Source organism: Carboxylicivirga marina (assembly GCF_016612505.1).
Classification (GTDB): Bacteria; Bacteroidota; Bacteroidia; order Bacteroidales; family Marinilabiliaceae; genus Carboxylicivirga; species Carboxylicivirga marina.
In genome coordinates, this window is sequence record NZ_JAENRR010000012.1 from 69,722 (window position 1) to 85,238 (window position 15,517).

At 39.9% G+C, this 15,517-nt stretch carries 11 protein-coding genes; all 11 read left to right on the forward strand.

All coding sequences use genetic code 11. The features are described 5' to 3' along the window. The first annotated feature begins 10 nt into the window (after window positions 1-10). Window positions 11-1,570: a polyprenyl synthetase family protein gene (locus JIV24_RS07120; RefSeq protein ID WP_234445739.1), complete on the forward strand. Its 1,560-nt coding sequence runs from the start codon at window positions 11-13 to the stop codon at window positions 1,568-1,570. Window positions 1,571-1,574: 4 nt separating this feature from the next. Next, window positions 1,575-2,471, forward strand: coding sequence for a prenyltransferase/squalene oxidase repeat-containing protein (locus tag JIV24_RS07125; RefSeq protein WP_200464340.1), 897 nt, complete (start codon window positions 1,575-1,577; stop codon window positions 2,469-2,471). Next, the gene (locus JIV24_RS07130) at window positions 2,458-4,179 is read left to right on the forward strand and encodes a prenyltransferase/squalene oxidase repeat-containing protein (RefSeq protein ID WP_200464341.1); all 1,722 of its coding nucleotides are present in this window, start codon (window positions 2,458-2,460) and stop codon (window positions 4,177-4,179) included. Before JIV24_RS07125 ends, JIV24_RS07130 begins: the two co-directional genes overlap by 14 nt. A 164-nt stretch (window positions 4,180-4,343) precedes the next feature. After that, a complete protein-coding gene (locus tag JIV24_RS07135; RefSeq protein ID WP_200464342.1) occupies window positions 4,344-5,543 on the forward strand; it encodes an outer membrane protein assembly factor BamB family protein in 1,200 nt (399 codons plus the stop codon). Window positions 5,544-5,681: 138 nt separating this feature from the next. After that, entirely contained in the window at window positions 5,682-7,103 is a 1,422-nt protein-coding gene (locus JIV24_RS07140; protein WP_200464343.1) for an outer membrane protein assembly factor BamB family protein, read from the forward strand. A 54-nt stretch (window positions 7,104-7,157) separates the two neighbouring features. Further along, the gene (locus tag JIV24_RS07145; protein WP_200464344.1) at window positions 7,158-8,081 is read left to right on the forward strand and encodes an NHL repeat-containing protein; all 924 of its coding nucleotides are present in this window, start codon (window positions 7,158-7,160) and stop codon (window positions 8,079-8,081) included. 229 nt (window positions 8,082-8,310) lie between these two features. Continuing rightward, the gene (locus JIV24_RS07150; RefSeq protein ID WP_200464345.1) at window positions 8,311-8,880 is read left to right on the forward strand and encodes a 4Fe-4S binding protein; all 570 of its coding nucleotides are present in this window, start codon (window positions 8,311-8,313) and stop codon (window positions 8,878-8,880) included. Continuing rightward, entirely contained in the window at window positions 8,881-10,185 is a 1,305-nt protein-coding gene (locus JIV24_RS07155; RefSeq protein ID WP_200464346.1) for a 4Fe-4S binding protein, read from the forward strand. Continuing rightward, window positions 10,166-12,103 (forward strand): outer membrane protein assembly factor BamB family protein, encoded by a 1,938-nt coding sequence (locus JIV24_RS07160; RefSeq protein ID WP_200464347.1) that lies wholly within the window; start codon window positions 10,166-10,168, stop codon window positions 12,101-12,103. The genes JIV24_RS07155 and JIV24_RS07160 overlap by 20 nt, the downstream gene beginning before the upstream one ends. 1 nt (window position 12,104) lies before the next feature. Then, window positions 12,105-14,507: an NAD(P)H-dependent oxidoreductase subunit E gene (locus tag JIV24_RS07165; protein ID WP_200464348.1), complete on the forward strand. Its 2,403-nt coding sequence runs from the start codon at window positions 12,105-12,107 to the stop codon at window positions 14,505-14,507. A gap of 35 nt (window positions 14,508-14,542) precedes the next feature. Next, window positions 14,543-15,511 (forward strand): 2Fe-2S iron-sulfur cluster-binding protein, encoded by a 969-nt coding sequence (locus JIV24_RS07170; RefSeq protein ID WP_200464349.1) that lies wholly within the window; start codon window positions 14,543-14,545, stop codon window positions 15,509-15,511. Window positions 15,512-15,517: the final 6 nt, after the last annotated feature.

Below are 15,517 nucleotides of genomic sequence, written 5' to 3' on the forward strand. Positions count from 1 at the left end.
TTCAAACGATATGGACATTACTCAAATTAAGTTTGAGGTACCTGCAACGCTACAAGAACGCTTAGCACTAAGGGAAAGCATTCGTGAATATGTGAGTGAGCACAAGTTGGTTCCACCTGTTTCAATGGATTTGTTATCTGATTTAACCAGTCAATTGATTCAAAAGCTTCAGCTGAAAAGTGGAATTAAGGGATGGCTAATGGTAGAAATAAACAATTGTGTTTGGAAAGATACCGTTGCTTCTGTGCCTTTCAATAAACGGATTCTCTTACTCCCAAAATGCTTGAGCAATACCAAAAGTTGTCAGGCTGAGGTTGATGATTTGGGCTTGCTCTGTAATATGTGTAGTCAATGTAATATACCTGACTTGCAAACACGCGCCGAACAATTGGGTATGATGAGTTTGGTTGCTGAAGGCTTCACCTCTGTTGTTGGACTTGTTGAAAGCGGCGTTGTTGATGCCGTCATTGGGGTGAGCTGTCTTGATTCTTTAGAAAAGGCCTTTCCTTTGTTAATCAATAATGCTGTGCCCGGATTAGCGATTCCGCTCAATGGAGATGGTTGTAAAAATACGTCTGTTGATGAATCATATGTCTATCAGATGTTGGAAATGAAGTCGGAGTCAGACGCTAACTTTCTGGATTATGACTTCCTAAAAACCAAGATCAAAACCTGGTTTGAAAAAGAACAACTCAATAGTATCCTTTCATCACATACTGACCTGACCTCAAATATTGTCAGGCATTGGATGGGAGGAGATGGAAAACGTTGGCGCCCATACTTGTTAGCCGCTACTTATATGGCTGTGGCTGGTAAAAATGAATTACCTGAAAAAGTGCATCAGGCGGCTGTTGCCATAGAATGTTTTCACAAGGCTTCACTGGTTCACGATGATATACAGGATGGAGATCTCCTTCGCTACGATAAAGAAACGGTTAATGCAACATATGGAGTACCAATAGCTATCAATGTTGGTGATATGTATTTGGGTGAGGGGTACCGATTATTGGCTATGTGCGAGCAGTCTAACCTGGTTAGGGTTGCATCAGATGCCCACATTGCTTTGTGTAAGGGGCAAGGCTTGGAATTTGAATGGTGCAATAGCCCTCAATCATTAAATATGGATGAGGTGTTGGACATATTTCGACATAAAACAGTACCTGCTTTTGAAGTCTCTTTGTTGATTGGGGCAATGTGCTCCGGTGCTGACGAAGCTACGCTACAAATATTAAGCAATTATTCTAATGCCTTGGGTATTGCCTACCAGCTAAAAGATGATATTGCTGATTTTGACACCGATGAATTTCTTAGCCTCAGACCATCTGTAATACTGGCTGCTATTTGTGAAGCTAATTCAGACAAGTCATTTATTAAAAAGCTTTTACATACCGATGATTTAAAACAGTTTTTACGATCAGGAAATAACGAACAAAAGCTCAACTCTGCTATTAAACGGGTGGAGTCTATGGTTGATAAATATCACAGGGAAGCCCTGCTAGTTTTGAATGATATTAGTAATATAGAATTAAAAAGGTTGTTGTTCCGTGTTACCGGAAGGATTCTAAAATAAACTAATGCACTCCATTTCAGCAAAAATATTAGAAACACTTAATAATGGTAAAAGGCAGCTTGGGGAAGACGCCTTGAATCACTTATCTGCATTTATTCAATCGCAATTGCTCGAAGATCAATCTTTCAAAGATAAGTCGGGGAAATCAGATATGTACTATACGGCCTTTGGCTGGATGTTGTGTTTTGTGCTCAATATTAAATTGAATACAAAAAAAATGGCTGAATACTTATCCGTATATAATGAAAATGAATTGGATTTAATTCATTATGCGTCTTACAAACGTTGTCAGCTACTGCATTATCTCATGTCTAAGGGAAGCTTACTCACCTGGTTGAAGACTCATAGAAAACAGACTATCAAAACGCTTGAGTCATTCAGGAATGTACCTCATGACGATATTAATGCACCTTATACGCAGTATATCTGGTTGTCATTGTTAGAAGATACGGGTAACAAGCTCAATGATAGCGAGAATGTAAGTAATGCCCTTAAGGTATATCAACTTGACGAAGGAGGGTATATGAATGTTAAGGGAGGTAGTGCTGCAACAACAAATGCAAGTGCTGCCGCCTTATCTGTTCTCGGACAGATAACTAATTATCAATTCGACAAAAGCCTGGAGTTTGTTAAGAAACAACAACATGTTTCGGGAGGCTTTCTGGCAACAGGTTCATCACCAGTTCCTGATTTATTGTCCACAGCTACCGCTTTATTTGTGTTACAATGCTACCAGCAGTCTCCTAATTATGAGGCGCACGATTTTATTGAAGCGCATTGGTCAGAATCAGGTTGTTTTATTGCAACGCTTTTAGATGATGAAAGTGACGTAGAATATTGTTTTTATGGTTTGTTAGCTTTAGGTGCGGCCCAATCAAATAATTCAGATGCAAAACGATAAAGTAAATGAAACAATAGAGTATGTTAGCAGGGAGTTGATGAAAAGACGCCCGAAGAATGGTGACATATGGACAGGCTTGTTATCGTCGAGTGCCATATCTACCTCTGTTGCTCTGTTTGCATTTTACATGTTTGATAAAAAATCTCATCAAGCGATTATTGAAAAAGCTGGTGAGTGGCTTAAGGGTACGATGCTGTCGGATGGTACATGGGGCGACACTATTGAGAGTCCATCCAATATGACGGCAACATTACTTAGTTATGCGGCTTTAAATGCTATTGGTCAGGCACCTGAAGAAACAAAAGACTATCTTAAGCAAAGATTTAATGGAATAAGGGACCAGCATATAATTACAGGTGTACTAAAATACTATGGAAAGGATTTAACTTTTTCTGCTCCAATATTGGTTATGTGTGCACTTTCGGGGCTAATTACCTCATGGAAAAACATCCCCCAATTACCCTTTGAAGTATCTGTTTTTCCGCAAAAACTATTCAGGTTCTTTAAATTGCCTGTTGTCAGTTATGCTATACCCGCATTAATTGCTGTCGGTATTTTAAGATATAAAAAAGGTGGCAGGAACAAGTTGAGGGAAATATTTATCCCTGCCTCACTTAAAGTTCTTCAAAAGTTGCAACCTTCTAATGGTGGCTTTCTTGAAGCCGCCCCTCTAACAGGTTTTGTGACCATGTGTATGTGTGGCGCAGGCTATAGTAACCACGTTTCTGTTAAAAATGCTGTCAGCTTTCTCAGCGATACTGTTCGTGAGGATGGCTCATGGCCTATCGACACCAACCTGGCGTCTTGGGTAACATCGCTTAGTGTTAAAGCCTTAGATGGTAATTTAGAAGATGGAGAACATATCTCTAATTTGATTAAATCAAATGCTTTTAACTTTCAGCATCCTTTTACCGGTGCCAGGGAAGGTGGCTGGGGGTGGACGAATCTGCCTGGCTCTGTACCTGATGCCGATGATACAGCAGGCGCTTTAGTTGCCTTGCATAAATTAGATAAGGGAGTAGTGAGCAGCGAAGTAATCAAGGGTATTGAATGGTTATTACATTTACAAAACTCTAACGGGGGAATACCGACGTTTTGCAAGGGCTGGGGTAAGTTACCTTTTGATAGGAGTAGTCCTGATATTACTGCTCATACATTATTTGCCCTTCAGTTATGGCGTGACAAGCTGTCTGATGAACTGCGAAAGAAGTGTAATGATAGGATGCTTCGAATGTTGAAATGGATGCAAATAGAACAAGCTGATAATGGATGTTGGTATCCGCTTTGGTTTGGAGATCAAGATGCAGAAGATGAACGTGCTCCGGTGTATGGCACGGCCATTTCGGTAGAGTATCTGGCTGATATTGAGCACCCCATAGCTAAAAACATGCTTGCAAAAGGTGTAGCATATCTCATAAGTACTCAAAATGAAGATGGTGGATGGGGAGGAGCTATTGGTCTTCCTTCAAAATTGACTTTTACAGCAAGAGTACTAAGTGCGTTATCTGGTATTGGAAACATTGAACACACAATACTTAATAAGGCATTTGATTATATATTTATAAAGATTAAACAAAATGAGTTGTTAAAGCCTGAGCCAATAGGACTTTATTTCTCACGACTTTGGTACTCTGAAGAGATGTACAATATCACTTTTGTATTAACGGCTTTATCTCAATATAAAAAGAAGATTACCAACGGAAATTAGAATAGTTAAAACCGTATTTTGTAACATTGGAAATAAGAAAATGATTAATAACTAGGTAACCGTTTAAAATAGTCTCAGGAGCATTAGTATAAATGAACAAATGATTATTAATACTCCAAAATGTTGAAGTATAAATTTTGAACAGTTACTAAAACCCAGATAAAATGAAAAATGTACTAATCTTATGTTTGTTGATGGTTGCAGCTTTTATGAATGCTCAGGATAACATTCAATGGCGCGGAACCGACAGAACAGGTATTTACAACGAAGAAGGCTTATTGAAACAATGGCCGGCTGAAGGGCCAGAATTATCATGGCATTATGATGGATTGGGTGATGGACATTCATCCGTTGCAATCGATGATGATAAAATATACCTGACAGGAATGACAGATAGCATCGGTTACTTGTATGTGCTTGATATGTCAGGAAAATTATTGGATAAAGTTAAATATGGTGGCGAATGGTCTAAAAATTATGAAGGACCGCGAGGCACAGTTACCATTGATAGTGGTAAAATTTACATTATAAGCGGAATTGGAACTTTGTATTGTTTAAATCAAAAATCACTTGAGCTGGTCTGGAAAAAGGACCTGTTTAAGGAATACGATGGTAAGAATATTACATGGGGAATTAATGAAGCGCCTTTAATTGTTAAAGATTTGGTGATTGCCACTCCTGGTGGTGAAAAACACAATTTAATTGCCTTAAACAAGAAAACAGGAAAGCTTGTTTGGAGCGCGGCTGGTGAAGGCGACTTGTCTGCTTATTGTTCGCCATTATACATTGAAGAACACAACATAATTGTGACCATGACAGCCAACCATATTATTGGTGTTGATGCGAAGTCGGGTGTTAAACTATGGTCGGTAGAGCAGAAAAATCGCTGGTCTGTACATGCTAATACACCGGTGTACAGTGATGGTATGATACTTTGCACAAGTGGATATGGCAAAGGATCGGCCATGCTTAAGTTGTCTGGTGGAGGCAAGTTGGTTGAAGAAGTATGGTTCTCTGAATTATTGGATAACCGTATGGGTTCGATGGTTAAGATTGGTGATTATGCCTATGGTTCAGGTGATAAAAATCGCTATTGGTTTTGTGTAGATTGGAAAACCGGTGAGATTAAATACCAGGAAAAAGGTTTAGCGATGGGCAATATTATCTCCAATGATGGAATGCTATACATGTATACCGACCGCGGAGAAGTTATATTAGCTAAGGTAAATCCTGATAAACTAGATATTGTTAGTCGTTTTTCTGTTACAATGGGAACAGCTCAGCATTGGGCACACCCTGTTATCTACAATGGCGTATTGTTTGTCAGACATGGTGATACCTTAATGGCTTATAATATCAAGTAATTCAATAGTTGAGGTAAAATTATCGAATACAATTGTATGGCTGATGCTCGCAATTGTATTCGGTTTGCTTCACAATATTCCAACGATAGGGCGAGCCGTATTTTAAATTGTGGTTTTCCGAAGAGAAGATAATTCAAGGTGAATAAACAAAGGATTATACAAACGATTACCATCGTAACTGTCTTGGTATATACAGGCCTGATTGCAGCTTGGCAATTAATGCCTGCCAATATGGATTTCGCAATACAGGCACCAGGAGCTGATAATCGTCCGGCTGGTAAAACCCGTGCTGCAAATGATGTTGTAATCGGTGAATATTTTATGAGGTACGATAATGAAACGTCTGCCTTATCAGGTAATTGGACGAAATTTAGAGGTCCTCTTCATAACAATATCATTCATACCGAGGATGATATTCAAATACCTTCCGGTTTATATCCAGAGATATGGAGTGTTGAAACTGGTGAAGGACATGCTTCTCCGGTGATATTTAATGGTAAGGTTTATTTCCTCGATTACGATGAAAAATTAAGCTCTGATGCTTTGCGTTGTTTCTCATTGGAGACTGGCAAGGAGCTTTGGCGACGCTGGTATCGTGTACCTATTAAACGTAACCATGGATTCTCGCGTACAACACCATTCATTGCCAATAACTATATTATTACCATTGGCCCTGAAGGACATGTGATGTGTTGTGATCCATCATCAGGCGATATGCTATGGTCATTGGATATGCAAAAAGAATACACGACTGAAGTACCGTTTTGGTATACCGGTCAGTGCCCTTTGGTTGATGATGGCGTGCTGATTCTGGCGCCCGCCGGAAAAGAAGTTTTAATGACCGGACTGGATTGTTTGACTGGTGAAATACTTTGGACAACACCAAATTCACCGGCTTATAAGATGTCACACTCTTCTGTGGTTCCAATGTCATTTGATAATCATGAAACCTATGTGTATGTTGGAATCGGGGGTATATGTGGGGTGTCAGCAGGGCCGGAAGATACAGGAAGTCTTCTTTGGCATATGAATGAATGGCAACCCTCAGTTGTCGCACCTTCTCCTGTTCAGATTTCAGATAATCAATTCTATATGACGGCCGGATACGGTTCGGGAGGTGTTTTAATTGAGCTAAATAATTCAGGCAATAAGTGGAGTACTGAAGTTCTGGATAAATACAAACCGAATGCAGGGATATCAAGTGAACAGCAAACGCCAATCTTTCATCAGGGTAAACTGATCAGTGTTATGCCTAAAGATGGCGGCCGCTTAAGAGGTAAGCTGGTTAGTTATTCCCCATCGGATTTGCACACACCCTTATGGACATCTGCTGCCGATGAAAAATTTGGCTTGGGACCATATTTGGTAATTAACGACTATTTGTTCGCTCTGAAGGATGATGGGGAGTTATACGTCTATCAAATTGAATCAGATGGGATGACACTCGTAAAGAAACAACGTATCATGGATGGCAGAGATGCCTGGGGACCTATGGCCTATGCCGATGGAATGTTGATAATAAGGGATGCACATATTGTTAAGTGCCTGAAGATAATTTAGCAGAAGCCGTTTTAGAGACTACAAGAATGAAATTTTAGACAATTTGCTTATCGTATGAATAAATCAGTAAAGACATTCGTTAATATTTTCATATTCATCATTGTGATAGGTTTTATAGCCTATGTGATTCGATCTTTCAACACGGAGGAGAGAGTATTAACACAAGATCCGTCAATAATTTCGTTCACTAGTGATTATGAGCATCTGTTAACCATCCCTACTCAAGACAGTATCATTGCTTTTGATGTGTTCAATGAACATTTTTATGTGGCATCTGAGAATCAAGTAGGAATATATGATCTACAAGGTGATTTACTATCGGATTTTGAAACAAAATCCAATGTACGCGACATTAAAATCAACCGTAAGAGCATCTTCCTTTTATATTCTACTTCTATAGAACAATACTCCTTAGAAGGTGACTTGCTTTTATCGTGGGACGCCTGTAGCGATTTGTCGGATTATTGTGGCCTTACCATTGTAAAGGATTTTGTTTTTGTTACAGATGTTAGCAATAAAAATATCTGTCAGTATACGCGGGAAGGTAATTTTGTTCGCTTTATAAATAGTCCCGTAGATTTTATAATACCCAGTCAATTCTTTGATATCACCAGTAAGAACGATACAATTTATTGCAGCAATCCTGGTAGGCACCGGATAGAATCCTATACATTGGATGGTGATTTTATTACGGCATTTGGCAAGCCGGGTGGTGATATCGGCTATTTTGCAGGATGTTGTAACCCTTCCTACATAGATTTCGACCAAGAGGGAAATATCTTCACTTCAGAGAAGGGCAATCCCAGAATTAGCAGTTACAATTTAAGTGGCAATCTGAATAAATTATTACTTAATAACCAGCTTTTGGGAGGCGGACACTTGCCTTATCAATTGAAAGTTGTTGATATGAAGTTGATGGTGGCCATGAAGAATGAAATAAAGGTATTTCAAATAAAGAATAATATAAAGTCCTTATAAATAGCTATATGCATTCGAATAAAAGCAAAATACAATCAATGTCGCGAAAAAAGTTTCTGGAAGTTGCAGGCTCATTCATTGCAGGTGGAGCTATTGTAGGAACAAGTGCTTATTTGTTGCTAAACAGGTCCAAAAGTTCAAACAACTGTACGGCTACGCAGCTTAGCTCAAAGTGTGAGACTTGCAAAATTGACTGTCCCTTGCGAAAAGGCGTAACATTTTAATGGCTATGAAAGAAGATAAAAAAATAAAGAGTCCGATTGAGCGCCGAAAGTTTATTAAGATGTTGGGTGCGACAGTAGCTGGTGGTTCAATTCTGGCTACCAGTGGACTCATGATTAATAAGTTTGTTGATGGTGAAGCTGATCATTACTGGCAGATAGACCCACAAAAATGTACACATTGCGGACGATGTGAAACACATTGTGTTTTATCAATGTCGGCAGTGAAATGTATTCATGCCAATAAAATATGCGGTTATTGCGACCTTTGTGGCGGTTATTACCGATCTAATGTAAAGGACTTGAATACGGCTGCTGAAAACCTGATGTGCCCAACAGGCGCTATTCAACGAAAGTATGTGGAGGATCCATATTTCGAATATACCATTGACGAAGATTTGTGCAATGGCTGTGCAAAATGTGTCAAAGGATGTACGGCCTTTGGTAATGGCTCACTCTATCTGCAAATAAAACGCGATTTGTGTACAGATTGCAATGAATGTGAGATTGCGAAGGTATGTCCTTCCGATGCTATTTCGAGGGTTCCACTGGCACAAGCTTATAAACTAAAAGATTAAATGAAGCAATTAAGCACTTTTCTATTATCTATATTAGCATTTGCAAATGCCGGTGCACAAAACCTTAACAGGTTTCCAAAGCCCGACTTTGAATCTGGCTATCAATACCCCGATGCACATTACGCTTTACCCAATGAACAACTTTGGCTAGTTATCGACATAATACTTTTAGTAGGCTTAATGAGTTTTGTAGCCTGGGCAGTTATTAAGAAACAAACGCGTAAGCCCATTATATGGGTGTCCATTATATCTGTGGCTTACTTTGGGTTTTTTCGCAGTGGTTGTGTTTGTAGTATTGGCTCAATTCAAAATGTTGCATTAGCATTTGTTGATTCTTCTTATGCGATACCGCTTTCGGTCTTTTTGTTTTTCATCCTGCCCATCGTCTTTGCTTTTTTATTCGGACGTGTTTTTTGTGCAGGTGTTTGTCCTTTTGGGGCCTTGCAAGAGTTAGTGAATATCCGCAACTACAGGTTATCAAAATCTGTAACAGCCGTACTGGAAGTCATACCTTGGCTGTATCTGATATTTGCCATCTTATATGCGGTAACGCGCACCAGTTTTATCATCTGTTTATACGACCCATTCATTGGTATATTTCGCTTGGGTGGAGACTTTGGTTTAATACTGTTTGGTGTGGTATTACTTATAGCTTCTGTTTTTACAGGTCGCCCATTTTGTCGCTTTATATGCCCTTATGGTGCTTTATTGAGTTTGTTTTCAAAAGTTTCCATCTGGAAAATACAAATTACCAAACAAGCTTGCATTAATTGCGAATTGTGTCACAATGCCTGTCCTGTTGATGCAATAAAACCACCATATGAGAATAAAACAAAAGAGGAGCGATTACAGGGAGTCAAACGACTAATCATGTATTTTATATTTCTTCCTTTGATGATTGGAGCTTCGGGCTATGTGATGCATTATGCAAGTCCTGGACTTAGTGAGGCACATAAAGATGTGAAGCTTTACAATATGTTAATGGAGCAAGAAGCAAATCCGCAAGTCTTAATTCCAATTGAACTGGAAGCATTCTATAGTCTGGGAGGAGAAATACATCAACTTAAACAGGAAGTAGATCAGGTAAAAGCTGAATTTGAGTTTTACAGTCTTGTTGCAGGATTATTTATTGGATTGGTTCTGGGTCTTGCCTTAATCAAACTATCTGTGAAACGTTCGAGAAAAGTATATGAAATAGAGCACGATGATTGTGTCGCATGTGGAAAATGCTTTAGCTATTGCCCGAAGAATACATTTTTAATACCTGAAAACCTATTGCAAGCAGATGAAACAAACAATATATAGAAACATAGCAGCCGTTTCGGCTATTTTTATCGTCACATTGTCGATAATGCTCATCACCAACTATTTTCAGGTGAAAGAGGTATCGCCTCTTCAGTCTGTAGTGGTGGAGACCTTAAAGCAATTAAATGACCAAAATGCCAATAATCCTGAATTGCAGGAGCAAATTCGACAACTGGATTTGATGGCACGTAAAGCTTATTTTTTGAATATGGATCATTTAAAGAACGGGGTCTATCTTTTATTGGGAATGCTGGCCGTGTTTCTTATTTGTATTCGAATGTATTTTACCGGTTTCAAAGATATTCCTGATAAGGAAATTGATCCGATTGATGAGTGGGCTATTCAGTCCTCAGCAAGAAAATATATTGGTTTTGCCGGTATCAGTTTAGTTGCTCTGGCTGCAGTGTTTATTGTATTTAGCATTCCTTTGATGCAGCCTACAGACAGCAGTGCATCTGAAGACAAGCAGGAATTGCTTGCAAAGGCTGAGATATCTGAAAAAGAGAAAATAGTTGATGTTCATGAGCCTTCCCCATTACCAGTTAATGGAGAAACTCAAACCACTGCTAATGAAACTCAAACAGATACTGAAGAAATAGAAACCAAAGCAGTACAGATTGAAGTAGAAACAAAGACTACTGAACCTGTCGAAGAAGAAGAAGTTGAACCTGTGATTAAGGAACAGGTTGTAGAGAATGACACAGAGGTGAAAGAGGAGGCAAGTAGTGAGGAAGCTCCTGCTGCAAGTGAGGTAAAAGAAGAAATAGCTCTGCCCAAAGTCAATAGTAATGCATTCAGGGGGCATTATTCCAACGGCAAGTCAGAGGCTAAAAATCTACCTGTCAAATGGGATTTAGCCAATGGAACGAATATTGCCTGGCAGACAAAGCTTACACGCAAAGGACAAAGCTCACCAGTTATCAATGGTCACAAAGTATTTATAACTGGTGGTGACGAAGAAGCACGTGAACTATTCTGTTATGATTTAAATACCGGAGAAAACCTTTGGACATTAAGTGTGGCAAATATTCCCGGTTCACCTGCCAAGGTACCTGATACAACAGATGATACCGGTTTGGCATCCGCATCAGTTGCAACCAACGGGCAACAGGTGTGTGCTATTTTTGGTACTGGAGATCTTGTTTGTACCGATATGGATGGTAAGCAGTTATGGGCTAAGAATCTGGGAGTGCCCGACAATCATTATGGATATGCCTCATCCTTAATCATTGAGGGTAATAGCCTTTTTATTCAGTACGACAATAACAATACTCATAAGGTGTATGCTTTAAATACCGAGAATGGTAATGAGCTATGGGTGAAGGAAAGAAAAGATAAAATTTCATGGAGTTCACCAATGATAGCTCAGGTCAATAATAAGCCTCAATTAGTGCTGATGGGAAATCCGGGAATAACGGCCTATGACCTTGTTAGTGGAGACCAACTATGGCGTGTCGAATGTTTAATGGGCGAGGTTGGTGCCAGTGCATGCTCTTATAACGGGATTATCTATGGTGCCAGTGAATATGCTACCATGGTTGCCATCGATGGTACTGATGGAAAGGTTCTGTGGGAATCATCAGACTATTTGCCTGAAGTGGCAAGCCCTGTAGCCACTGAAAGTAATTTATATATAGCGACAAGCTATGGCGTTGTGGCTTCCTTCAATACCGAAACTGGTGAACTTAAGAAAGAGCATGAAACGAATGCTGAGTTCTATTCTTCACCAATAATGGCCGAAGGGAGAATTTACCTAATCAGTAACGATGGTACGATGCATATTTTCAAAGCCGATGATGAATTTACTTTGTTAGATTCCTTTGAAACTGGGGAAATGACCTATGCAACTCCTGCTTTTACAGATGGTAAAATTGTGGTGCGGACGAATAATAGTATTTATTGCGTAGAGGCTAATTAATATGAGCGGATGTAATTGTGAAAATAACGATAAGCTAAGCTACGAGCAGATAATAGCGACAACTGATGGCATTATTGAACGTGTTGGAACATCGCCCGAAGTAGTAATACCCTTATTGCAAGCCATTCAGGATGAGTTTAGTTACCTCGCATCTGAAGCCATTGAGCGCATTTATGAAAAAACAGAAATAGACAGGGCGCAGTTGATTAGTGTTTCCACTTTCTACTCACAGTTCAGGCATATTCCTTATGGCCAACATTTGATAAAGGTATGTGCGGGGACTGCCTGTCACGTGAAAGGAGCTAATAATGTGTACGATGCCTTCACCAGAGAGTTGAAAATTGAGGGCGATTCGATTACAACTGAAGACCAACTTTTTTCAATTGAAAAAGTAGCCTGTTTAGGTTGCTGCACACTAGCTCCGGTTGTACAGATTGACGAAAAGATATATGGTCATGTGCTGCCGGGTAAGGTCAATGAGGTTATTGCCACCTTTCTGGATGAGCAGGAAACAAATAAAGAAAAAGAAAATAAAGCAGGTAATTATTCCATTGCCGGAGAAGTGCGTCTGGGGATGGGCTCATGCTGCCAGGCTAGCGGTTCATCAGATATATACCTGGAACTGAAGAAGAAATCTGATGAATTGGGTATCAGCATTGATATTAAGTCAGTGGGCTGTGTAGGGGTTTGTAACCAGGTACCTTTAATTGATGTAGTGTTGCAAGATGGTTCGGTAAAACGCTATCCTAATGTCAAAGCTTCTGAGATAAAAGAAATTTTGCATCATCATTTTAAGTCGGGTAGTCTTCTTAAGCGGATAAAGAACAGCATCATCAATAGGGTCGATACCTATCATACTGATACCACCTGGGACAATGTGGTGTGGAAACCGGAACATGAACGCGTTGAGCTGATCGATAGTTTTTTATCGGAGCAAAAACATATCTCAACCGAGGGATATGGTTACCTGGCACCATTGGATTTAGATGAATACATTGCCAATAAGGGATTTGAATCGCTTAAAAAAGTAATTGCTTCTTATAGTGCTGATGAGGTATTAAGTAATATACTGGACAGTGGCATTCGGGGGCGCGGTGGTGGCGGTTTTCCTACCGGTGAGAAAATGAAGATTGTAGCCTCATCTGATCAATCTGAGAAATATGTGATATGCAACGGTGATGAAGGTGATCCCGGTGCCTTTATGGATAGAATGATATTGGAATCTTACCCTTTTCGTGTCATTGAAGGTATGCTCATTGAAGCCTATGCTGTTGGTGCCACTAAAGGTCTGTTCTATATAAGAGCTGAATACCCCCTGGCGGTTCAACGTATCAGAAAGGCCTTGGATTTATGTCGTGAACGCAATTTAATAGGTGAGCGGATTCTTGGAGGTGAATATTCATTTGATATTTCCATCTTTGAAGGAGCAGGAGCTTTTGTTTGTGGTGAAGAAACGGCTTTAATCGCATCGATAGAAGGCGACAGAGGCTTTCCAAAACAAAAGCCACCGTTTCCGGCAGTTGAAGGTTTAAATGCCATGCCCACTCTTGTAAATAATGTTGAAACACTGAGTCAGATTCCTTTCATCATAAGGAATGGGGGAGATAAGTACGCTGAGATTGGAACAGAGAATAGCAAGGGAACCAAAGTATTTGCCTTAGCCGGAAAGATAAAAAACGGCGGACTGATTGAAGTGCCGATGGGAATCAGCCTTAATCAGATTGTTGAAGAAATAGGTGGTGGCGTAGAAGGTGGTGAGAAGCTAAAGGCTGTTCAGGTAGGTGGTCCTTCTGGGGGCTGCATTCCGGCACATCTTTGCGATGTACACGTTGATTTTGATTCATTCAATCAGATGGGTGCCATGATGGGATCCGGTGGCTTAGTGGTGCTTAGCGAGAGTGATTGCATGGTGGATGTGGCCAGGTACTTCTTAAGTTTTACCTGTGAGGAGTCATGTGGCAAATGCACATTTTGTCGGGTTGGCATTCGCCGAATGCTTGATATCCTGGATAATATCTGCCAGGGTAAAGCTAAGTTGGAAGATATTGATACCCTGGAGGAATTAGCGAATAATGTAAAAATATCGTCCTTATGTGGATTAGGGAAAACAGCGCCTAACCCGGTGCTGACTACTTTAAAGTATTTTCGCCATGAATATGAGGAACACGTAAACGGCGTTTGCAAAACAGGCAAGTGCAAGGACTTGATTAACTATGTGGTAAACGATGCTTGTATCGGCTGTACCAAATGTGCCAAAGCTTGTCCTGTTGATGCCATACAATATGAACCATATGAGAAACATAGCATTCAATTGAATGACTGCGTTAAATGTGGTTTGTGTGTGGATGTATGTGAATTTGATGCGATTGAAAAACGAGCTGTAAAAGAATTAGTTAAGGAATAAAACCAATAATAAAAAGTTGGTAAGCTTCGAACTATATGCAAATAGAAATAAACAATATTCAGGTTAAGATAGAAGACGGCGAAACAATTATTGAGGCTTGTCGCCGCATAGGTCTTGATATTCCATCACTTTGCTGGTCAAAAAATGCGGTGCATAAATCGTCCTGTATGGTTTGTGCCGTCCGAAATCTGACGAATGGTCAAATTATACCATCATGCACCACCCTGCCAACGGAAGGTATGCATATAGATACCGAAAGTGATGAGGTAAAAGGCGTTCGAAAAATGTCTCTTGATTTGTTGTTAAGTGACCATCGTGCCGATTGTGAAGCGCCATGCTCTTTGGTGTGTCCTGAGGGATTGGATGTAGAGGCAATGCTAAACAGCTATGATAAAGACAATCTCGAAGATGCGTTGGGACTTATTAAACATGCTTTTCAATTACCCGTATTGGCTTGTGATACCTGTAAAGCCCCTTGTGAAAAAGCTTGCAGGCGCAGAAATGTGGATACGGCTGTCAGTATACGTCAAATAATTAAAGAGATAACGGAGATGTTTGATGCTTCAGAAGTGAAGGAAGTTGAAAATGCTGTTATTGAAAAAAAGATGTTTCAATCCAAACTTGGACGTTTTACTGATGGTGAAAAACAACGCTTAAAGGAAACGGTCTCCAGCAAATCAAGTTGCTTGCATTGTGCCTGCGATGGCAGAAGCGGGTGTTCATTACGACAATATGCAGGCGATTATCAAATTAAACGTCCCCGCTACAACATGGGGTCAGCCATGCCTGTAATGACTAAGGAGAATATAAAAGGTCAGTTATGGTTTGAACAGGCTAAATGTATTCGCTGTGGTTTATGTGTCTACAATAGTAATAACGGCTTTACTTTTAAGGACAGGGGCTTTGGGATGGAAGTCATTTTACCTGAGGAGAATAAGTCAAATGTTCCCGAGGGTATCGAATCACTTTGCCCTACAGGTGCATTGTATCTTAATGTAGATTAATTTTAA